Raw genomic sequence first — 22,500 nt, 5'->3', positions numbered from 1 at the left:
ACGTCGCCCGCTCCCTCGACGAGGGAGCGGGACCCGGCTCGGCCGCCGGGACCGCGGAGACACTCGCTCTCGCGGTCTCCGAGCTCGCCACCGACGCCCTGCGCCACGGCGGCAGCCGGCAGGGGCAGTCCGTTGCGGCCGTGATCCGGTGGGTACTCGATCCGCTCTTGCCGCGGGCAGTCGGGTGGTCCCGTACGTGGCTTCCGCTTGCCGCGCGGACGCCGACCGCGTCGATCACGCACCGAGACCAGTCCACCTCGCCACGGGCGCCGGGTTCGTGGAGGAGTTCACCCCATGGTCAGACGACCGGCGTGCCGGATTCCTCCAGCCGGTCGGCGAGGATCATCGCCACATCGTCCGCCAAATGGCCTCCGGTATGGCGGATCAACGCCTCGTGCAGTCGCTCCAGAAACTCCTGAGGGATGGGGCTGGAGCCGATCGACTCCATGGCCTCCGGCAGCGGGAAGAAGTCGTTGTCGGTGTTGCGGGCCTCGATCACGCCGTCGGTGTAGAGGAGCAGACGGTCGCCCGGCACCAACGGGTAGCTCTCCGGCTTCTCGCGAGAGGCGGCGATAAGGTCCTCCAGGCCCAGGGGCGGAAGCGGCGAGGCGGGCACCAACGCCCGGGTCCGGCCCTCGTGGAGTGCCAGCGGGGGCGGATGTCCGCGGTTGACCAGTTGCACCACGGGTTCGTCGTTCGGCACCTGGGCGATGAGCGCGGTGGTGAATCCCTCCATCCGGGCTTCCTCGGGATAGGCGCCCGGCACGGCGGCCTCCCGGCGCAGCGCGGCCGCGCAGTGGTTCATCACCGCCACGAGGTCGTCCTCGTAGTACGCGACCACCCGGAACGCGCCCAGCGCCACCGCGACCGCGCGCATGGCGTTCAGGCCCTTGCCGCGGACGTCCCCCACGATCATCCGGACGCCGTAACGCGTCTGAACAGCCTCGTACAGATCCCCGCCGACCTGTGCCCCCGTCCCGGCCGCGAGACACAGGCTGGCCGCCCGCACCGGGCCCAGGCGCTCGGGGACAGGTCTCAGAATGACCTCCTGTGCGGCCACGGCGATCCGGCGGACCTGGTCGAGCTCGCTCCGCCTGTACGCACGCACGGCGCCACTCGTGATGAAACCGGCCACGGAGACCAGAGCCAGAGCCAGGAAGTTGGTGTAGACCTGCAGGGTGCCCCATGCCTGGTTGTAGGTGGCCGTCGTCACGCTGACCGCCAGCGCCAGAGCCACTGCCAAGGCCGTGCGCCCGGGAGCCATCGTCACCGCCGCCAGCGCCGGCACCGCGGTGAGAAGGGGGCCGGTGTAGATGAAGTGAGCGGGTGTGAGCTCGATGATCAGCACGGCCAGCGCGATCAAGAACGGCACGCACTGCGCCAGGGTGAGCAGGACCCCGCTTTGACCGCCCGCTCCTGGCCGAGGGGATGAGCGGAAGAGCGACAGCATGCATTCAGCCTGCCTCGCCGACACTCTGACGGCCTCCCGGGGAACCGGACCCCGCCCCGGTGCAGCGCCGAGGCCGCCCACTCAGCCGCCGGCCCCCCACTGAAGCAGTCGGCCACAGCCGCGTACACCAGCCCGGAGCCTGGTGCGCACCCGGGCCATGGCGGCGGCTGTGCGCGATACGCGCCCCCGGCGTCGCCGATCAACGCGGCGCAGCCGTCTTCCGGACGGCAGCAGGACTGCTTCGCACCGCTCCCCCGCCGCACCGGCGGGCGCGGCAGCAGGCGGGTCGAGCGCGGCACGGAAGTCGGCGCCGGGCAGCAACGCGCCGGAACAGGTCGACGCCGTCCCGCACGCGCCGTTCCCGGGATCGACGGGATTCAGCCACAGGACGGGCACAGCCCGCGGTAGGTGACCTCGGCCCCGAACACCGTGAACCCGAACCGCTCCTCGGCCGGGAGATCGGCCAGCGGGTCGCCGGTCGGACGGACATCGCGGATCGTGCCGCAGCCGGAGCACACCAGGTGCTGGTGCGGGTGGTGTGCGTTGGGGTCGTAGCGCTTGGCGCGACCGTCCGTGGACACCTCGGCGACCTCGCCGAGGGCGACCAGTTCACCCAGCGTGTTGTAGACGGTCGCCCGCGAGATCTCGGGAAGCCGCCGCACCGCACGGGCGTGCACCTCGTCCGCCGTGAGGTGTACGTGGTCGCCGTCGAGGACCTCCGCGACGACGCGCCGCTGGGCGGTCACGCGCCAGCCACGCCCTCGCAGCCGCTCCAGCAGGTCACTCATGTCGGTTCACCTATTCGTACGTGGCGGATGGCCGAAGTGTAACGGTGGGTGTCCGGATTCTGATCGGATATGGATTAGGCGAGCTTCTTGACCTGGACTGTGTCCATCGTAGGATCGGTTCCGGCGACAGCCAAGGGTGCGGAGGAGTTCAGCACGGCAGGACGCGCCCCGACAGTACGACCGCCCGCAGTTCCTGAGCACGTGATCCGCCCAGTCCGGAAGGATTCCCATGTCCGAGAACCATGACGCAATCGTCGCCGACGCGAAGGCCGAGGGCGGGGGTGGCTGCCCGGTCGCCCACGGGCGCGCGGCGCACCCCACGCAGGGCGGCGGCAACCGCCAGTGGTGGCCGGAGCGGCTCAATCTGAAGATCCTCGCCAAGAACCCCGCGGTGTCCAACCCGCTCGGTGAGGAGTTCGACTACGCCGCGGCGTTCAAGAGCCTCGACCTCCCGGCCGTGAAGCGGGACATCGCCGAGGTGCTGACGACCTCTCAGGACTGGTGGCCGGCGGACTTCGGTCACTACGGGCCGTTCATCATCCGCATGGCGTGGCACAGCGCGGGCACGTACCGCATCAGCGACGGCCGCGGCGGTGCCGGAGCCGGCCAGCAGCGCTTCGCCCCGCTCAACAGCTGGCCGGACAACGGCAACCTCGACAAGGCCCGCCGGCTGCTGTGGCCGGTCAAGAAGAAGTACGGGCAGAGCCTTTCGTGGGCCGACCTCATGATCCTCGCCGGCAACGTCGCCCTGGAGTCGATGGGCTTCGAGACGTTCGGCTTCGCCGGCGGCCGTGAGGACGTCTGGGAGCCCGACGAGGACGTCTACTGGGGTCCCGAGACCACCTGGCTGGGCGACGAGCGCTACACGGGCGACCGCGAGCTCGAGAACCCGCTCGGCGCGGTCCAGATGGGCCTCATCTACGTCAACCCCGAGGGCCCCAACGGCAACCCGGACCCGCTGGCCGCCGCCCGCGACATCCGCGAGACGTTCCGCCGCATGGCGATGAACGACGAGGAGACGGTCGCGCTCATCGCCGGCGGTCACACCTTCGGAAAGACCCACGGCGCCGGCCCGGCGGACGCCGTCGGCCCGGACCCGGAGGCCGCCCCGATCGAGCAGCAGGGCTTCGGCTGGAAGAACAGCCACGGCACCGGCAAGGGCGGCGACGCGATCACCAGCGGTCTCGAGGGCATCTGGACCAACACCCCCACCACGTGGGACAACAGCTTCTTCGAGATTCTGTTCGGCTACGAGTGGGAGCTGTTCAAGAGCCCCGCCGGCGCGCACCAGTGGCGGCCGAAGGACGGCGCGGGCGCGGGTACGGTCCCCGACGCCCACGACTCGTCGAAGAGCCACGCCCCGACGATGCTCACCACCGACCTGTCGCTGCGTGTCGACCCGGTCTACGAGCAGATCTCGCGGCGCTTCCTGGAGAACCCCGACGCGTTCGCCGACGCGTTCGCCCGGGCCTGGTACAAGCTGACGCACCGTGACATGGGCCCGATCCAGCGCTACCTCGGCTCGGAGGTGCCGTCCGAGGTGCTGCTGTGGCAGGACCCGCTCCCCGAGGTGACCCACGAGCTCGTCGACGCCGCTGACGTCGCCGCCCTCAAGGCGCAGGTTCTCGACTCGGGCCTGTCGGTGTCCCAGCTCGTGTCGGCCGCGTGGGCGTCCGCCTCGTCCTTCCGCGGCAGCGACAAGCGCGGCGGCGCCAACGGCGCACGCATCCGCCTGCAGCCGCAGAGCGGCTGGGAGGTCAACGACCCCGACCGGCTGGCGGGCGTGCTGCGCACGCTCGAGGGGATCCGGGAGTCCTTCAACGCGGCCCAGAGCGGCGACAAGCGGATCTCGCTCGCCGACCTGATCGTCCTCGCGGGCGGCGCGGCCGTGGAGAAGGCGGCCCGGGACGGCGGCGTCGCCGTCGAGGTCCCGTTCACCCCGGGCCGCGCGGACGCGTCCCAGGAGCAGACCGACACGGAGTCCTTCGCCGCACTCGAGCCGACCGCCGACGGTTTCCGCAACTACCTGGGCAAGGGCAACCGGCTGCCGGCCGAGTACCTGCTCATCGACCGGGCGAACCTGCTGACGCTCAGCGCGCCCGAACTGACGGTCCTCGTCGGCGGTCTGCGCGTGCTCGGCGCGAATCACCAGCAGTCGCAGCTGGGCGTCCTCACGGCCACACCGGGGAAGCTGACGAACGACTTCTTCGTGAACCTGCTCGACCTCGGTACGACGTGGCAGGCGACGTCCGGTGACGCGAACACCTTCGAGGGCCGCGACGACGTCACGGGCGAGGTCAAGTGGACCGGCACCCGGGTCGACCTGGTGTTCGGGTCGAACTCGGAGCTGCGCGCGCTCGCGGAGGTGTACGCGAGCGACGACGCGAAGGAGAAGTTCGTGAAGGACTTCGTCGCGGCGTGGGACAAGGTCATGAACCTGGACCGGTTCGACCTGGTCTGATCGCGGCGTCCGGGCCCGCCGGCGACGGCGGGCCCGGACGCCTGACGGCTGCGGACGGCGCACCCCTCGGGACGTGGGGGGCGCCGTTCGCCGTTCCGGCAGGGTTCGCACAGGCGCCGGCCCGGTGCGCGGACCCGCCCGGCCCGGTGCGCGGACCCGCCCGGCCGGTCGGCACATCCACACGGCCGGGTCGGCAGATGTCCGCAAAACCCACCCGTCACATCCGTATCGGCCACGGCGTTTCGGCCAATCCCGTCTCCGGTCGCGGCGCCCGCGCGCTACGGGTGGGTGCATCCACCAACGTCCGGATTTCGCTCGGTCATGCGGTTTCCGTCGCGTCCGAAAAATATGTGTTCGATAACCGCTCCCCCTCGTTGACCTGGGCGAGACCGCACACCAGGCGACCGGCAAGGGGGACCAGTTGACTTCCGCGACCACCCGTTCTCGTACCGTCCCGCCGCCACCGCCACCGGCGGAGATCACCTACAGCGGGCAGTACTCGGTCAATCCGCTCGCCCAGGTGTCCTTCCGGGGGATGTGCGCGCGGATCCCCTCCGTGCTGGGACGTATCGCCCGGCTCTCGTGGCGCACCGACCGGCGCGCGGTGCAACTCCTCGTCGGCTGCCAGGTGGTGACGGGCGTGTCCGCCGCCGTGCTGCTCGCCGCGACCGCGCGGGCGATGGAACCGGTCCTCGGTGCCGGGTCGGTGGGCGAGCGGCTGCGCGAGGCTCTGCCGGCGCTGGTCGTCGTGGCGGCCGCCGCCGCGGCGGCGAGGGTCTCGGGGGCGGTGGCCACCTATGCCGAGCGGCGCCTCACGCCGCGCCTCACGACGGGGACGGACACCGCTCTGGTCGAGGCGGTCTGCAGGGTGGAGGCCGCGGCCTACGCGGTGGACGGCTTCGCCGACCGGCAGGAGGCGGCGGAGATGGGGGTGATCCGCACGCAGGTGATGGTCGCCGACGCACAGCGGTTCCTGTCCGCGCTGATCCGCATGGTCACCGCCTGCGGCGTGCTGTCGGTGCTGAACCTCCTGATGCTGCCGCTGCTGCTCCTGGCCGTCCTGCCCGCCGGTGCGGGCGCCGTCCTCACGGCCCGTGTCGACTACGAGATCCACTACCGCAACGTCGCGGACCGCAATGTGCGCGGGATGATGCGCTGGTGGGCGACGATGCCCAAGTACGCGGACGAGGTCCGCGCGAACTCGATGACCGACTACCTGCTGTTCTGGTACCGGTCGCTGTCCGATCGGTGCGACCGCAGGACGGTGGCGGCCGCTCCGAGGACGCTGCGGATCGCGCTGCTGTCCTCGCTGGCGGGCGGTGTGTTCCTGGTCGTCACCTGGGCGGTGCTGGCCTGGCTGGCCGTGACCGGCAGGATCGGGCCCGCGGTGGCCGCGACGGCGGTCGTCGCCGTCCAGACGACGCTGGCGGCACTGTCCCAGGTCGTCGTCAACGGCGCCGCGGTGTTCCACACCAGCCTGTACCTGGGTGACATGCAGACGTTCCTCGACGACGCTGCGGCGCGCGCCCCCGAGCGCGGTGATCTCGCGGTCTGCGGGCCGGTCGAGGAGATCCGGCTCGAGGAGGTCGGCTACCGGTACCCGGGCAAGGAGGAGCCCGCGGTCGACGGTGTCTCGCTGACGCTGCGACGCGGCGAGATCCTCGCCATCGTAGGCGTGAACGGCTCCGGCAAGTCGACCCTCACGCGATTGCTGACCGGGATCACCCTGCCCGACAAGGGCAGGGTGACCTGGAACGGCGCGGATCTCGCCGAGGTCGCCCCCGCGACCGTGTGGGCGAACACGGGACTCGTGCCGCAGATCTTCGCCCAGTGGCCGCTGTGCGTGCGGGAGAACGTCACCCTGGGCCAGCCCCGGACGTTCGACGACGGGGCGGTGTGGGAGGCGCTCGACGCGGTCGGCATGCGTGAGGCGGTCGAGGCCCTGCCCGCCGGGCTGGACACACTCCTGGCCCGTGAGATCTTCGGCGGGGCCGAGCTGTCCGGCGGGCAGTGGCAGCGGCTGGCCTGCTCGAGGGCCCTGTACCGGCAGCCGCCGCTGCTCATCCTGGACGAACCGACCTCGCAGATGGACCCCCGTGGCGAGCACCGGATCTTCGAGAGGATCAAGGCCATCGCCGGTGACCGCATCACCGTGGTGGTGACCCACCGCCTCGAGAACACGAGGCTCGCCGACCACATCGTGGTCCTCGAAGACGGGCGCATCACCGAGCGCGGCCGTTACGACGACCTGGTCCACGCCGGGGGCACGTTCGCGGAACTGCTGCGGCTCTCGCAGGACCGCTGAGTGACCGCCCTCCCCCGCCGGACCGCCACGACCGGGCCGCCCCCGCCGACCGCGGCTCACGACCCGCCCGGACGGCCGTCGCGGAGCACGTGACAGGCCTGGGGCGCGGCCCGGCGAGGGGTGACGTGATCAACGCAACGCCGTATCGGTGTGCCGATCACCACGGGACTCTTGACGTTACCGCTGGGTAGGGACTGGGGTGGCTGAGACCATGGGGTATGTCGCCACCAGGCTGAAGGGATCCAGGATGTTCCGCAAGGTGCTGGTCGCCAACCGCGGCGAGATTGCGATTCGCGCGTTCCGCGCCGGCTACGAGCTGGGGGCGCGCACCGTCGCCGTCTTCCCGTACGAGGACCGCAACTCGCTGCACCGGCTGAAGGCCGACGAGGCCTACGAGATCGGTGAGCAGGGGCACCCGGTGCGGGCCTACCTCTCCGTCGAGGAGGTCGTCGGCGCCGCGCGCCGGGCCGGGGCGGACGCCGTCTACCCGGGCTACGGGTTCCTGTCCGAGAATCCGGAACTGGCCCGCGCCTGCGAGGAGGCGGGCATCACCTTCGTCGGGCCGAGCGCGGACACCCTCGAACTGACCGGGAACAAGGCCCGGGCCGTCGCAGCGGCCCGCGCCGCCGGGGTGCCGGTGCTGGGCTCCTCCGAGCCGTCGACGGACGTGGACGAGCTGGTGCGGGCGGCGGAGGACATCGGCTTCCCGGTGTTCGTGAAGGCGGTCGCCGGCGGCGGGGGGCGCGGCATGCGCCGCGTGGAGGACCCGTCCGCCCTCCGTGAGTCGATCGAGGCGGCGTCCCGAGAGGCGGCGTCCGCCTTCGGCGATCCCACGGTCTTCCTGGAGAAGGCAGTCGTCGATCCGCGCCACATCGAGGTGCAGATCCTCGCCGACGGCGAGGGCAACGTCATCCATCTGTTCGAACGTGACTGCTCCCTCCAGCGCCGGCACCAGAAGGTGATCGAACTGGCGCCCGCGCCGAACCTCGACCCCGCGCTGCGGGACCGGATCTGCGCGGACGCGGTGCGTTTCGCCCGCGGGATCGGCTACCGCAACGCCGGCACGGTGGAGTTCCTGCTCGACCGCGACGGCAACCACGTGTTCATCGAGATGAACCCGCGCATCCAGGTCGAGCACACCGTGACGGAGGAGGTCACCGACGTCGACCTGGTCCAGGCCCAGATGCGCATCGCCGCCGGTGAGACGCTGGCGGACCTCGGGCTGGCCCAGGAGACCATCACGCTGCGGGGTGCCGCCCTGCAGTGCCGTATCACGACCGAGGACCCGGCGAACGGCTTCCGTCCGGACACGGGCCGGATCAGCGCCTACCGCTCACCGGGCGGCTCCGGGATCCGCCTCGACGGCGGCACGACCCACGCGGGCACCGAGATCAGCGCCCACTTCGACTCGATGCTGGTCAAGCTCACCTGTCGGGGCCGGGACTTCAAGGCCGCGATCAGCCGGGCCCGGCGTGCTGTGGCGGAGTTCCGCATCCGCGGAGTGGCCACGAACATCCCGTTCCTGCAGGCGGTGCTGGACGACGCGGACTTCCAGGCCGGGCGTGTCACGACGTCGTTCATCGAGGAGCGGCCGCATCTGCTCACCGCGCGGCACTCCGCCGACCGCGGTACGAAGCTGCTCACGTACCTGGCGGACGTGACGGTGAACAAGCCCCACGGGGAGCGGCCCGACCTGATCGACCCGGGTGCCAAGCTGCCGCCGCTGCCCGCCGGGGAGCCGCCCGCGGGTTCCCGGCAGCGGCTCGTCGAACTCGGCCCGGAGCGCTTCGCCCGGTGGCTGCGCGAGTCGCCGACGATCGGCGTCACCGACACCACCTTCCGCGACGCCCACCAGTCGTTGCTCGCCACCCGGGTCCGCACCAAGGACCTGCTCGCCGTGGCTCCGACGGTCGCACGGACGCTGCCGCAGCTGCTGTCACTGGAGTGCTGGGGCGGTGCCACCTACGACGTGGCCCTGCGTTTCCTCGCCGAGGACCCGTGGGAGCGTCTGGCGGCGCTGCGGGAGGCCGTCCCGAACATCTGTCTGCAGATGCTGCTGCGCGGCCGCAACACCGTGGGCTACACCCCGTACCCGACCGAGGTGACCGACGCGTTCGTCCAGGAGGCGGCGGCCACCGGCATCGACATCTTCCGCATCTTCGACGCGCTGAACGACGTGGGCCAGATGCGGCCCGCGATCGAGGCCGTGCGGGAGACTGGCACGGCCGTGGCGGAGGTCGCCCTGTGCTACACCTCCGACCTGTCGGACCCCTCGGAGCGGCTGTACACGCTGGACTACTACCTCCGCCTCGCCGAGGAGATCGTCGCCGCCGGCGCCCATGTCCTGGCCGTGAAGGACATGGCCGGTCTGCTGCGCGCTCCGGCCGCGGCCACGCTCGTGTCGGCGCTGCGCCGCGAGTTCGACCTGCCGGTGCACCTGCACACCCACGACACGGCCGGCGGCCAGCTCGCCACGTACCTGGCCGCGATCCAGGCGGGTGCGGACGCGGTGGACGGCGCGGTCGCGTCCATGGCGGGCACGACCTCGCAGCCGTCGCTCTCGGCGATCGTCGCCGCGACCGACCACTCCCCGCGCCCCACGGGCCTGGATCTGCAGGCCGTCGGCGACCTGGAGCCCTACTGGGAGGGCGTGCGCAGGATCTACGCGCCGTTCGAGGCGGGTCTGGCGTCGCCGACCGGGCGCGTCTACCACCACGAGATCCCCGGCGGGCAGCTGTCCAACCTGCGCACCCAGGCGGTCGCGCTCGGCCTGGGCGACCGTTTCGAGGACATCGAGGCGATGTACGCGGCCGCCGACCGGATCCTCGGCCGGCTGGTGAAGGTCACTCCGTCGTCGAAGGTGGTCGGCGACCTGGCCCTGCACCTGGTCGGTGCGGGGGTGTCCCCGGAGGAGTTCGAGGCCACGCCCGACCGGTTCGACATCCCCGACTCCGTCATCGGATTCCTCCGCGGCGAGCTCGGCACGCCTCCGGGCGGCTGGCCGGAGCCGTTCCGCAGCAAGGCGCTGCAGGGACGCGCCGAGGCCAAGCCGGTGCAGGAGCTGTCGGCCGAGGACCGGGCGGGACTCGAGAAGAACCGCCGGGCCACGCTCAACCGGCTGCTGTTCCCCGGCCCGACGCGCGACTTCGACACCCACCGGCAGGCGTTCGGCGACACCAGCGTGCTGGACAGCAAGGACTTCTTCTACGGACTGCGCCAGTCGCAGGAGTACGGAGTCGACCTCGAGCCCGGCGTCCGGCTCCTCATCGAACTGCAGGCAGTCGGTGAGGCCGACGAGCGGGGCATGAGGACGGTGATGGCCACGCTGAACGGTCAGCTGCGGCCCATCCAGGTGCGCGACGAGGCGGCGGCCTCGGACGTACCGGTCACCGAGAAGGCCGACCGCTCCGACCCGGGCCATGTGGCGGCGCCGTTCGCCGGTGTCGTGACGCTCGCGGTCTCCGAGGGGGACCAGGTGGAGGCCGGTGCGACGGTGGCGACCATCGAGGCGATGAAGATGGAGGCCACGATCACGGCCCCGAAGGCCGGCCAGGTCGGCCGGCTGGCCATCAACCGGATCCAGCAGGTGGAGGGGGGCGACCTCCTCCTGGAGATCGGGTGAGCCCGGAAACCGGGTGAGCGGGATCCGCTGCCCGACGGAGACCGGGTGATCCGCCCCCGGCACGGGCGCGTGACCGGTGGGCATCGGCGGGACGGCCGGCCCTCCTCGTACGCCTTGTACGGGCGTATGAGGAGGGCCGGCCCTGCTGGTTGCGCTACGGCTTCGGCGGCATGGGCGGCAGGTCCAGGGCGCGTGCGAGGGCGGCGGACACGGCGACGGCGTGGTCGGGAAGATGCCGTGCGGCCCAGCCGGTGGCCAGGCGGTGGAAGTCGCCCAGGTCGCGTTCCGCGCCGGCGAGCAGACGGCGGAGCTCCGTGACGGGCAGCTCGATCACCGGGCTGCCGTCCTGGTCGTTGTCGACCGTCAACTGGACGGTGTGACCGACGCGTTCGGCGCACGGGCCGGGGTCGTGCCCGAAGGAGGCCCGGCCGTCGCCGTCGAGGACCTGGAACCAGTCCCGCCGCTCCTCCAGCCCGTTGCAGCAGCCCGGCAGCAGGGTGGTGGCGCTGTCGGTGTCGATGACGCGCAGACCGCCGGCGGCGGCGAGGGGGTCCTGGGTGAGCAGTCCGTGCAGGACGCTCCCGACCGGATCGGCGGGCCGCGGCGGGCCGTCGTCGTCCGCTCCGACATCGTTGCACTCGGCGATGGCCAGCACCGCGGTGCCGACCTCTGCGGGCTGGAGTGCGCCGCTGAGCGGCAGGAAGTCGTAGGGACCGACACCGACGTCGGCGACCGGCCAGAGTGCGAAGCCTCGGGCGGCACGGACCTCCAGAACGGGGTGCAGAAGGATCACCGGGAGATTGTGCGCCGGGCCGCCACCGCGTCGCACGCGGATAGCGGAGCCCTCCGCGCGCCCCGCAGCGGATCCGCCGCCCGCCGGGGTCCTGCCGCGGCGGCTTCCCGCGCTTGCGGTGGCACCCCCGAGGCGTACAGTCCGAAACGGACGCGCGTGACCGCACGAAGGAGCGGACGGATGGGCGTGAGGCGCTGGCTGCGGGCATGGCCGGTGTACCGGCAGCTCACGGGGACGGACCGGCTCGGGCGGGGCAAGGCCGCCGAGTCGGCACGCTCGGCCGGACTCACCGCCAGGACCGCGAGCGCGGACCGGGTCGTGGACTCGGTGTGCCCGTACTGCGCGGTGGGCTGCGCACAGCGCGTCTATGTGAAGGACGAGGAGGTCGTCCAGATCGAGGGCAATCCGCACAGCCCCGTGTCCCGCGGCCGCCTCTGTCCCAAGGGCTCGGCCTCCAGGCAGCTCGTCACCGGACCGCAGCGTGAGCTGAAGGTGCGCTACCGGCCGCCCTACGGCAGTGACTGGCAGGACCTGGACCTCGACACGGCCATGGACATGGTGGCCGACCGGGTCCTCGACGCGCGGCGCAAGGGCTGGCAGGACACGGACGGTGGAGGGAAGACGCTGCGGCGCACCATGGGCGTCGCGAGCCTCGGCGGAGCCACGCTGGACAACGAGGAGAACTACCTGATCAAGAAGTTGTTCACGGCGCTGGGGGCCCTGCAGGTCGAGAACCAGGCGCGTATTTGACACTCCGCCACGGTTCCCGGTCTGGGAGCCTCGTTCGGGCGCGGCGGCGCCACCGACTACCAGCAGGACCTGGCGAACTCCGACTGCGTCGTCATCATGGGTTCGAACATGGCCGAGGCTCATCCGGTCGGATTCCAGTGGGTCATGGAGGCCAAGGCGCACGGCGCCCGGGTCATCCACGTCGACCCGCGGTTCACCCGTACCAGCGCACTGGCCGACCAGCACGTCACGCTGCGGGCGGGTACGGACATCGCCTTCCTGGGCGGGGTCGTCAACTACATCCTGTCCCACGGCCTGGAGTTCCGGGACTACGTGCGGGCGTACACGAACGCACCGTTCCTGCTGAGTGAGCGCTACCGGGACACCGAGGACCTGGACGGGCTGTTCAGCGGCTACGACCCGCACACCGCCTCGTACGACCCGTCCACCTGGCTGTACGAGAGCGTCGAGGCGGAGCAGCGGCTCGGGCACCGGGCGAAGGAGCAGGCCGCCGCGTACCAGCACGGCGCCCGCGGTCCGTCCGTCGAGGGGGCCGCCGGCGAGATCGCCGCCGATCCCACGCTGGAGCACCCCCGCTGTGTGTTCCAGGTGCTGAAGCGGCACTTCGCCCGCTACACCCCGGAGATGGTGGAGCGGATCTGCGGGGTGCCGCGGGACCTGTTCCTGGGTGTCTGCCGCGACTGGACGGAGAACTCGGGCCGGGAACGCACCACCGCGCTCGTGTACAGCGTGGGCTGGACCCAGCACTCCGTCGGTGCCCAGTACATCCGGGCGGGGTCGATCGTCCAGCTGCTGCTGGGCAACATCGGGCGCCCGGGAGGCGGGATCTTCGCGCTGCGGGGGCACGCCAGCATCCAGGGTTCCACGGACGTGCCGACGCTGTTCAATCTGCTGCCGGGCTATCTGCCCATGCCGGACACGGGGCACGGGACGCTGGCCGCGTACCTGGACTCCGTCCGGCCCCGCAACCAGAAGGGGTTCTGGGGCAACGCCGACGCGTACATGGTCTCGCTGCTCAAGGAGTACTGGGGCGAGGCCGCGACGGCGGAGAACGACTACTGCTACGACTACCTGCCGAGGGTCGACGGCGACCACGGCACGTACCGCACGGCGATGGACATGGTCGACGGGAAGGTCTTCGGCTACTTCCTCCTCGGCCAGAACCCGGCGGTCGGCTCGGCCCACGGCCGGCTGCAGCGTCTGGGCATGGCGAACCTCGACTGGCTCGTCGTACGGGACCTGGCCATGATCGAGAGCGCCACGTTCTGGAAGGACTCCCCCGAGATCGAGACGGGTGAGATCGCCGCCGAGCGCTGCCGCACGGAGGTGTTCTTCTTCCCCGCCGCCTCGCACGTGGAGAAGTCGGGCACGTTCACCCAGACCCAGCGGATGCTGCAGTGGCGTGACCAGGCCGTCGAACCGGCGGGCGACCAGCGGTCGGAGCTGTGGTTCTTCTACCACCTGGGCCGGCGGCTGAAGGAGAAGCTGGCCGGTTCGCGCGACGAGCGCGACCGCCCGCTGCTGGACCTGGCCTGGGACTACGAGGTGGAGGACGGGGAGCCGTCCGCCGCGGACGTGCTGCGTCACCTCAACGGCATCGACCTGCGCACCGGGCGGACGGTCGACGGATACACCGAGCTGCGGGCGGACGGCAGCACGGCCTGCGGCTGCTGGATCTACAGCGGGGTGTACGCGGGCGAGGTCAACCGGTCCCGACGCAGGAAGTCCCGGTTCGAGCAGGGCCCTTACGAGGCGGAGTGGGGCTGGACCTGGCCGCTGAACCGGCGTGTCCTGTACAACCGGGCGTCGGCCGACCCGCAGGGGCGCTCGTGGAGCGAACGCAAGGCGCTCGTGTGGTGGGACGAGGCGCTCGGCGAGTGGACGGGCCACGACATCCCGGACTTCGAGAAGCACAAGCCCCCGGGGTACCGGCCGCCCGGGGACGCCTCTGGGCCGGCGGCGCTGGCCGGCGACGACCCGTTCATCATGATGTCCGACGGCAAGGCGTGGCTGTTCGCACCGGCCGGGCTGGCGGACGGGCCGCTGCCCACGCACTACGAGCCGCACGAGTCCCCCGTGCGCAACCTGCTCTACGCCCAGCAGGGCAGCCCGGTGCGGAAGGTGTACGGGCGTCCGGACAACCCGTCCAACCCCGCGCCGCCCGAGGCGCACAGTGAGGTGTTCCCGTTCGTGTTCACCGCGGCGCGGCTCACCGAGCACCACACGGCGGGCGGGATGAGCCGTCAGCTGCCGTATCTGTCGGAGCTGCAGCCGGAGCTGTTCGTGGAGGTGTCGCCGGAGCTCGCGGCGGAGCGGGGACTGCGTCATCTGGACTGGGCGCATGTGATCACCAGCAGGACGGCGGTGGAGGCGCGTGTGTTCGTCACCGACCGGATGGCGCCGCTGCGTGTCGACGGCCGGACGGTCCATCAGGTCTGGATGCCCTACCACTGGGGCACCGCGGGGCTCACCACGGGCGACACGGTGAACGACCTGATCGGCGTGGTGGTCGAGCCCAATGTGCTCATCCAGGAGAGCAAGGTGCTGACGTGCGACATCCGACGTGGGCGCCGGCCCCGGGGTCCCGCGCTGCGGGCCTATGTGGAGGAATTCCGTCGGCGGGCCGGGATCACCCCGCAGACCGGTACCCGCATCGTGACCACGGGCGTCGGGGAACCCCCGTCGCACGCCGAGCCCGGCGCCGCCGGGGAACCCCCGTCGGACAACGAGTCCGGCGCCGCCGACGACCCGCCGCCGCACTCCGAACCCGGCCCGCCGGAGGGATCACCATGACGCACGACCACAGCCTGTCCGGACCACTCGACGATCCCGCGGCGGACGCCGGCCATGCGGACCACCCGCCGCGGGTGGGCTTCTTCACCGACACCTCGCTCTGCATCGGCTGCAAGGCGTGCGAGGTCGCCTGCAAGGAGTGGAACGGCGTGCCCGAGGACGGACTCGATCTGTTGGGGATGTCGTTCGACAACACCGGCCGGCTCGACGCGAACTCGTGGCGGCACGTCGCCTTCATCGAGCAGGAGCGCCCGCTGGGCCGGCAGGATGCCGGCCTTTCCGCGCTGCCCACCGGCCCTTCCGGCACCCACGGGCGGGACGGACTGCCGGCCGGAGGGCCGCGCCACGCCGGAGGGGACGCCGGACGTCCCGGCGACACGCCGGTGGACCTGGGGCTTCCGTCCTTCGAGCTGCCCGGTGCCGCGGCGGGGGCGGAGAGCCGTCAGGACTTCCGGTGGCTGATGTCCTCCGACGTGTGCAAGCACTGCACGCACGCCGGATGCCTCGACGTGTGCCCCACGGGGGCGCTGTTCCGCACCGAGTTCGGCACGGTCGTGGTGCAGCCGGACATCTGCAACGGCTGCGGATACTGCGTGTCCGGCTGCCCCTACGGGGTGATCGACCGGCGCGCCGACGACGGGCGGGCCTGGAAGTGCACCATGTGCTACGACCGGCTGCGCGACGGCCTGGAGCCGGCCTGTGCGAAGGCATGCCCCACGGACTCCATCCAGTTCGGCCCGCTGGACGAGCTGCGGGAGCGGGCTGCGGAGCGGCTGGAGCAGCTGCACGGGGCCGGTGTGGCCGAGGCCCGGCTGTACGGCCACGACCCGAACGACGGGGTGGGCGGTGACGGCGCGTTCTTCCTGCTGCTGGATGAGCCGGAGGTGTACGGGCTGCCGCCGGACCCGGTGGTGCCGACGCGTGATCTGCCCGCGATGTGGAAGGGCGCGGGGATGGCGGCCTCGGCCCTGCTGGCCGCGTCCGCCGCCGCGTTCCTGGGCAGAGGGCGGCGGCGATGACCGAGGACGACGGACTTCCGCGGGAGCCGCGCAGCGACGCGGGGGCGGCCGATCACTGGGCACGGACGTTCGATTCCGGACGGGACGGCGACGGGAGCCGGGAGCGGACCGTCGTGCCGCGCGCGGAGTTCCGCTCCTACTACGGGCGGCAGGTGCTGAAGACACCGGTGTGGGACTGGAGGATCGCCGCGTACCTGTTCACGGGCGGGCTGGCAGCCGGTTCGGCGCTGGTGGCCGCGGGCGCCGATGTCACCGGGCGGGCGGCGCTGTGCCGCGGGTGCCGGCTGGGTGGTTCGGGAGCGCTGGTGGCCGGCATGTATCTGCTGGTGGCGGATCTGGGCCGGCCCGAGCGGTTCCACCACATGCTGCGGGTCGCCAGGCCGACGTCGCCGATGTCGGTGGGCACCTGGATCCTCACGGCGTTCGGGCCCGGGAGTGTGCTGGCGGCCGTGTCGGAACTGCTGCCCACCAGCGGGCGTCCGTCCCTGCCCGGCCGGCTGCTGCGGGCGACGGCGCGGCCCGCGGGGCTGTGGGCCGCGGCTCTCGCCCCGGCGGTCGCCTCGTACACGGCGGTGCTGCTGTCCCAGACGGCCGTGCCCGCGTGGCACGACGCCCGCCGTGAACTGCCGTTCCTGTTCGCCGGGTCCGCGGCGGCCTCCGGCGGCGGTCTCGGAATGCTCGTCGCCCCGGTGGCCGAGGCCGGCCCCGCCCGGCGGCTCGGCGCGGCGGGGGCGGCGGCGGAACTCGTCGCGTCCCGGCTCATGGAACGGCGGCCCGGCCTGGTGGCGAAGGCGTACACCAGCGGGCGGGCGCATCGGCTGCGCCGGGCCTCGGAGTACCTCACGCTGGGCGGTGCCGTTGCCGCGCTGACACTCGCCGGGCGCAGCAGGCGGGGCGCCGCCGCGGCCGGCGCGGCGCTGCTCGCCGGCAGCGTCCTGCAGCGCTTCGGCACGTTCGAGGCGGGTGTCGCCTCCACGAAGGATCCGGCGTACGTCGTGGTCCCTCAGCGTGAGCGACTGCGGGCGGCCGAGCGCGAGCGGGAACGGTGGGGGGCACAGGAGGAACCGGAGGAGCCCGAGGAGCCGGGGGCCGGTGGGCGCGACCGCGGTTGACGAGTCGTCGGCGGGTGGCGAACGCGCACGGCCCGCCGACGCGCGGGTCACGGCCGGGTGCGTTCAGCGGCCGGACCGGCACGTGAGGGCCGGCTCGACCGACCCGAGTGCGGGTCACGGCACGGCTCGTTCAGCCCCGGAGCGGCTGAGGAGCGGTACACGGCCGGGTGCGTTCAGCGGCCGTCCGGCACCACACGGCCGGACCGTCTCGTTCCGGACCGGCACATGAGGGCACGGCCGGTCCAGCCCCGCAGCCGCGCACAGGCCAGGTCACCGGGCCCGAGCCCGCGGTGGACGGCCTGCCCCGACCGGCACGTGAAGACACGGCACGGCTGACCCGGACTGTGGAACACGCACGGCTCGTTCAGCGCCGGACCGGCACCGCACGACCGGACCCCGTACCGGACCGGCACGCGAGGACACGGCTCGCCTGGCCCGGACCACGGGTCATGGCACGGCTCGCCGCGCCCCGGACCGAAGCCGCCCGGCCGGGCGCGCCCCGCCCCGGACCGGCACATGAGGCACAGCTGGTCCAGCCCCGCAGCCCCGCAGCCCCGCAGCCCCGCAGCCCCGCAGCCCCGCAGCCGCGCACAGGCCAGGTCACCGGGCCCACGCCCGCGGCACAGTGCGGGCACGGCTCCGACCCCGACCTGCACGCCACACGGCCGGGCGCGCCCCGAGGACGGCCCTTCCCGGCGTGTCGCGCCGGGCACCGGGTCAGCGGACGACCAGGCGGTGTTCGCCTTCGGGGACGAGTTCGCCGACAACGGGTGCGCCGGGCACCTCCCCGGCCACCAGCAGGCCGCCCGACGTCTGGGCGTCCGCAAGCAGCAGCCGCGTCAGTTCGTCGGTCCCGCCGAAGTCCGTGTGCGGGGCGACCCATTCGAGGTTGCGGCGGGTGCCGCCGCTGACGTAACCGTCGCGGGCGGCCTCCCGGGCCCCGTCGAGGAGCGGGACCGCCGAGGAGTGGACGACGGCGGTGACGCCCGAGGCGCGTGCCAGTTTGTACAGGTGTCCCAGCAGTCCGAAGCCGGTGACGTCGGTCGCGCAGTCCGCGGCGCCGTCCAGGGCGGCCTGCGCCGCGTCGCGGTTGAGCGTCACCATCGTCCGCACGGCCTCGGCGAACACCTCACCGGTGGCCTTGTGACGGTTGTTGAGAACGCCGAGGCCGAGGGGCTTGGTCAGCGACAGCGGCACGCCCGGGCGGCCGGTGTCGTTGCGCAGCAGCCGGCCGGGGTCGGCGAGGCCGGTGACGGCCATGCCGTACTTGGGTTCCGGGTCGTCCACGCTGTGGCCGCCGCCGACATGGCAGCCGGCCTCCGCCGCGATGTCCAGCCCGCCGCGCAGCACCTCACGCGCCAGTTCGAGGGGCAGGACCTCCCGGGGCCAGGACAGCAGGTTCACGGCGACCAGGGGTGTGCCGCCCATGGCGTACACGTCGGACAGGGCGTTGGCGGCGGCGATCCGTCCCCAGTCGTACGGATCGTCGACCACCGGGGTGAAGAAGTCGGCGGTGACGACGACGGCCCGGGCACGGGTGTCGCCGGGCAGCCGCACCACGGCGGCGTCGTCCCCGCTGTCCACCCCGACGAGGAGGTCCGCGGCCGGGCCCGCGAGGGGCGTGCGGCCGATGAGTCCGGCGACGACCTCCTCCAGTTCGCCCGGGGGGATCTTGCAGGCGCATCCGCCGCCGTGGGCGTACTGGGTGAGCCGGATGTCGCTGCGGCGGGTGGTGCTCGTCATCGTCGGTTCCCTTCTCGCGGGGTCGTGGTCGAGCCGGTACGGGGCGGGCGGCGCGGCGCGTTGACGCCTCTCCGGGTCGGGGGTTCGATGGGCGCTCCGCCGGCCCGCGCCCACGCGCGCGGTTCCGGCGGGGAGACGTCCAGGTGCCTGGTGGCCCTCCCGGTCTTCAAAACCGAGGTGTCCGAGCAACTCGGGCAGGCGGGTTCGATTCCCGTCCGTCTCCGCTCAGCATCCGTACCCCGGTGGGCGACGGGGGTGAGCCGCGCACGGGCGGCGTGAGCGCGGCGGGGCCCGCCGGCATCAGCGGCCGGGTCCTGCGGGATCCCCGGCGCCGTGCGCCGCACAGCGCCGCAGGGAACCGTCCAGCCGGACCGTCCAGCCGTGCCGGTCCAGGTGTTCCAGCAGGGGGATGACGACGCGGCGGGTGGTGTCCAGTGCCCGGCGCGCCTGGCTCGCGGTGAACGGCTGGTCGATCCGGGAGAGGACCGCCGCGGCCCGCTCGTCCGCGTCGGGCAGCAGCACGATGCCGTCCCCGATCCGCAGCAGCACGCCCGCCGCCTCGGCGGCGGCGAGCATGCGGGGCGTCAGCCCGAGCTCCCGCAGCCGTTCGGTCTCCGGGGCGCGGAACGGTGCCCGGGACAGGTCGGCGCACACCGCGTCGACGGCGTCCCGGACCGGGGGCGGAAGCGCGGGGCGGTTCCGGCTGCCGTAGACGCGCCCGTCGCGCTGCCGCAGCCCGGTGCCGGACGTCAGCAGTGCCTCGACCAGGGCGCGCTCCGGCAGGCCGAGCGCCTGGCGGGCCGCCTCCAGGGGCAGGCCCGGTTCCAGGGGGTGTTGTCCGGCGTGCTCCTCCACGGCCCGGTGGAGCCGGTCGCGCAATGCGGTCCAGTGGGCCGGGTCGGCGAGCCAGTCCCCGGCGACCGGTTCGACGGGCGGTTCGACGCCCATGGCGAGCAGGTCCGAGCGGCGCACGAGGCCGCGTCGGCGCAACTCCCCTGCTCCGTCGGGGGTTTCACTCACCGCCCGCAGTTCGCGGGCGCGTGCGGCTGCCGAGCCGCGCCGGGTGAGCGCCGGGGGGCGGACGTCGAGGACGGTCACCCCGGCCGGGATGCGATGCCGGCCGGGGTCGCGCAGGAGGGCCCGGTCGGCGATCCGGAGCGGCAGGGCGCGGGCCAGCCTCAGGCGGGCAGTGTCGTCGCCCAGCGGACGCACCGTCACCGGCACGGCCGCGGAGCCGGCGTGGAGCGTCAGGTGCCGGGGGAGGTCGCGGGCGGGGTCGCCGTGGAGCCGTACGTCCACGACGTCGGTGCCGAGCCAGCGTCCGGGGGTGAGCAGGGCGTCCCCGCGGCGCAGTGCGCCGGCGCCGGGCCCGTGGACATTGACCGCGACCCGTGCGACGGCGCTCACCTCCGGCCGGGGTTCCTTGAGGGTCTGCAGCCCTCTCACGCGCAACTGCTCCCCGGTCCGGGCGAGTTCGGTTCGGTCGCCCTCGCGGAGGGTGCCCGCGCCGAGGGTGCCGGTGACGACCGTCCCGCGGCCGCGGACCGTGAAGACCCGGTCGATCCACAGCCGTACGTCCGCGTCGGGATCGGGAGCGGGCAGTGTCAGCGCCACCCCGGTGAGGGCTGTGCGCAGGTCGTCCAGGCCGTCGCCGGTCACCGGGCTCACGGCCACGGACGGCACGGTTCCCAGTGAGGTCTCCGCGATCCGGCGCAGCGCCTCCTCGCGTGCCGCCGCCGGGTCCGCGAGGTCGCTGCGGGAGACGGCGAGCACCGCGTGGCGCACTCCGAGCGCGTCGAGGACGGCCAGGTGCTCCGTCGACTGCGGTTGCCAGCCCTGGTCGGCGGCGACGACGAACAGCACCGCCGGTACGGTGCCCACGCCGGCGAGCATGTTGCCCACCAGCCGTTCGTGGCCCGGCACGTCGACGAAGGCCAACTCGCCCACCCCGGCGAACCGGGTCCAGGCGAATCCCAGGTCGAGGGTCATCCCCCGGCGTCGTTCCTCCGCCCAGCGGTCGGGCTCCATCCCGGTCAGGGCCCGCACCAGGGCGGACTTGCCGTGGTCGACGTGCCCGGCCGTGGCGAGGACGTGCACGGCTCACCCGCCGGTCTCGTCGTGGCCGGCGGGGGCCGGGGGGCACGCGTGCCGCACGGCCGCGGCGAGCGCTGTGTCCGCCTCCTCCGGGACCGCACGGAGGTCCAGCAGACAACGCCCGCCCTCGACCCTGCCCATGACCGCGGGCCGCCCGCGGCGGAGCGGCGCCGCGAAGGACGCGGGCAGTGACACGGCGGCGCTCGGCAGGGTGACGCCGGGTGCTCCGCCGCCGCCGATCACCGCCTCGCAGTCGACGGCCCGGCAGTCCAGGCCGTGGCCGCGCAGTTCCCCCGCGAGCCGCTCGGCGCGCTCCCGCAGCCGCCCGGGCTTCGCGTGGAGCGCGCGGTGGACCGGGGTGGCGGGTCCGCGCAGGGTGGCTTCCAGGGCGGCGAGCGTCAGCTTGTCCACCCGCATCGCCCGCGCGAGGGGGTGGCGGGCGAGCTGCTCCACGAGGTCGGCTCGTCCCAGCATGAGCCCGCACTGCGGGCCGCCCAGGAGCTTGTCGCCGCTGGCCGTGACCAGGGACGCGCCGGCGCGCAGCCATGTGGTCGCGTCCGGCTCGTCCGGGAGTGCCGGTTCGGGGGCCAGGAGACCGGATCCGATGTCCGCGACCACGGGCACCGCCAGCCGGGAGAGTTCGGTGACCCCGGCTGCGCGGGTGAAGCCGGTGATACGGAAGTTGGAGGGATGGACCTTCAGGACGAACCCGGTCGCGGGTCCCACCGCGGCGGCGTAGTCGGCGAGGTCGGTGCGGTTGGTGGTGCCGACCTCGCGGAGCCTGGCGCCGGTGCACACGAGCAGGTCAGGCAAGCGGAAGCCGTCACCGATCTCCACCAGTTCGCCGCGGCTCACGACGATCTCCCGGCCCTTCGCCAGCGCGGTCGCCACCAGCACCAGAGCGGACGCCCCGTTGTTGACGATCTGGGCGGCTTCCGCCGGCGGCACCAGCCGGAGCAGTGCGTCGACCGCCGAAAGGCCCCGCCGCGACCGCCGGCCGGAGTCGAGGTCGAGTTCGAGGTCGGTGGTGCCGCCGGCAGCGAGCGCCGCGTCACGGGCGGCGGCGGACAGCGGTGCCCTGCCGAGGTTGGTGTGGAGCAGGACCCCGGTCGCGTTGATCACCGGCCGGAGTGCGGACGCCGTGTCCGGCAGCGCGGCGAGTGCGCGGTCGTTGATCTCGGAGGGCGGGAACTCGCCGGCGCGGGCTCGTTCCTGCATGGCTGCCACCACCGCCTTCACGAGCCTGCGTCCCAGCCGGTCCACGGCCGCCGCCAGGCGGGGGTCGGCGAGTGCGGCGTCCGTGCGCGGCAGTGTGCGCAGGACGTCGTCCGGCACGGTCGAGGTCCACTCGCCTTCCATCGTCAGCGCTCTCCTGTGCTCATCGGCGACGTCGCCGAGGTCCGGGACGTCACGGGATGTCGGGTGCGGCGCGGGGCGCACTCGCGGTACTCCCGTACCCGGACCGTGGACCGTGCCGCGTCCGGGCCCCCGCCCGGCGTGGCCACCGTACGGGCGGGTCGTCGGCGGGCGACGGAGCCACACCGGGGTGCGTCGCCGTCGTGGGAGTCGG

At 73.1% G+C, this 22,500-nt stretch carries 11 protein-coding genes, 1 tRNA gene and 1 pseudogene; 7 read left to right on the top strand and 6 right to left on the bottom strand.

Features of this window, described 5'->3' with window-relative positions:
- Positions 1-298: 298 nt before the first annotated feature.
- Together QRN89_RS34230 and QRN89_RS34225 are read right to left on the bottom strand one after the other, a co-directional pair.
- Positions 299-1,372: a PP2C family protein-serine/threonine phosphatase gene (locus tag QRN89_RS34230; protein ID WP_290353293.1), complete on the bottom strand. Its 1,074-nt coding sequence runs from the start codon at positions 1,370-1,372 to the stop codon at positions 299-301.
- 455 nt (positions 1,373-1,827) lie between these two features.
- Entirely contained in the window at positions 1,828-2,238 is a 411-nt protein-coding gene (locus QRN89_RS34225; protein ID WP_290353292.1) for a Fur family transcriptional regulator, read from the bottom strand.
- A 229-nt stretch (positions 2,239-2,467) separates the two neighbouring features.
- On the opposite strand from QRN89_RS34225, the gene katG reads away from it, so the two are divergent.
- From katG to QRN89_RS34210, 3 genes are all read left to right on the top strand, one after another.
- On the top strand, positions 2,468-4,699 hold the full coding sequence (katG, locus tag QRN89_RS34220) for a catalase/peroxidase HPI (RefSeq protein ID WP_290353291.1): 2,232 nt from the start codon (positions 2,468-2,470) through the stop codon (positions 4,697-4,699).
- A 421-nt stretch (positions 4,700-5,120) separates the two neighbouring features.
- Positions 5,121-7,004 carry an ATP-binding cassette domain-containing protein gene (locus QRN89_RS34215; protein ID WP_290353290.1) on the top strand — a complete coding sequence of 628 codons (1,884 nt, stop codon included), beginning with the start codon at positions 5,121-5,123 and terminating at the stop codon, positions 7,002-7,004.
- 247 nt (positions 7,005-7,251) lie between these two features.
- On the top strand, positions 7,252-10,626 hold the full coding sequence (locus tag QRN89_RS34210; protein WP_290353968.1) for a pyruvate carboxylase: 3,375 nt from the start codon (positions 7,252-7,254) through the stop codon (positions 10,624-10,626).
- Between the two features lie 154 nt (positions 10,627-10,780).
- Here the strand turns inward: QRN89_RS34210 and QRN89_RS34205 are convergent, their stop codons facing one another.
- Positions 10,781-11,419 carry a hypothetical protein gene (locus QRN89_RS34205; protein ID WP_290353289.1) on the bottom strand — a complete coding sequence of 213 codons (639 nt, stop codon included), beginning with the start codon at positions 11,417-11,419 and terminating at the stop codon, positions 10,781-10,783.
- Between the two features lie 180 nt (positions 11,420-11,599).
- Between QRN89_RS34205 and fdh the strand changes: the two are divergent.
- From fdh to nrfD, 3 genes and pseudogenes are all read left to right on the top strand, one after another.
- Positions 11,600-14,824 (top strand): annotated as a pseudogene (gene fdh, locus QRN89_RS34200) (formate dehydrogenase); the annotation flags it as partial.
- A gap of 134 nt (positions 14,825-14,958) precedes the next feature.
- Positions 14,959-15,981, top strand: a complete 1,023-nt coding sequence (locus tag QRN89_RS34195; protein ID WP_290353287.1) for a 4Fe-4S dicluster domain-containing protein — start codon at positions 14,959-14,961, stop codon at positions 15,979-15,981.
- Positions 15,978-17,093, top strand: a complete 1,116-nt coding sequence (nrfD, locus tag QRN89_RS34190) for an NrfD/PsrC family molybdoenzyme membrane anchor subunit (protein ID WP_290353286.1) — start codon at positions 15,978-15,980, stop codon at positions 17,091-17,093. Before QRN89_RS34195 ends, nrfD begins: the two co-directional genes overlap by 4 nt.
- A 717-nt stretch (positions 17,094-17,810) precedes the next feature.
- Here the strand turns inward: nrfD and selD are convergent.
- The gene (gene selD, locus QRN89_RS34185; protein ID WP_290353284.1) at positions 17,811-18,836 is read right to left on the bottom strand and encodes a selenide, water dikinase SelD; all 1,026 of its coding nucleotides are present in this window, start codon (positions 18,834-18,836) and stop codon (positions 17,811-17,813) included.
- A gap of 131 nt (positions 18,837-18,967) precedes the next feature.
- Here selD and QRN89_RS34180 point away from each other — a divergent pair.
- Positions 18,968-19,061 (top strand) — tRNA-Sec (locus QRN89_RS34180).
- A gap of 75 nt (positions 19,062-19,136) precedes the next feature.
- Here the strand turns inward: QRN89_RS34180 and selB are convergent.
- Positions 19,137-20,933, bottom strand: coding sequence for a selenocysteine-specific translation elongation factor (selB, locus tag QRN89_RS34175; RefSeq protein ID WP_290353283.1), 1,797 nt, complete (start codon positions 20,931-20,933; stop codon positions 19,137-19,139).
- 3 nt (positions 20,934-20,936) lie between these two features.
- Positions 20,937-22,289 carry an L-seryl-tRNA(Sec) selenium transferase gene (gene selA, locus QRN89_RS34170; RefSeq protein WP_290353282.1) on the bottom strand — a complete coding sequence of 451 codons (1,353 nt, stop codon included), beginning with the start codon at positions 22,287-22,289 and terminating at the stop codon, positions 20,937-20,939.
- Between the last annotated feature and the right edge of the window lie 211 nt (positions 22,290-22,500).

The sequence above is a fragment of the Streptomyces sp. HUAS CB01 genome (assembly GCF_030406905.1).
In the GTDB taxonomy this organism is placed as follows: Bacteria; Actinomycetota; Actinomycetes; order Streptomycetales; family Streptomycetaceae; genus Streptomyces; species Streptomyces chengbuensis.
This window is presented reverse-complemented; position numbering and strand designations above follow the sequence as displayed.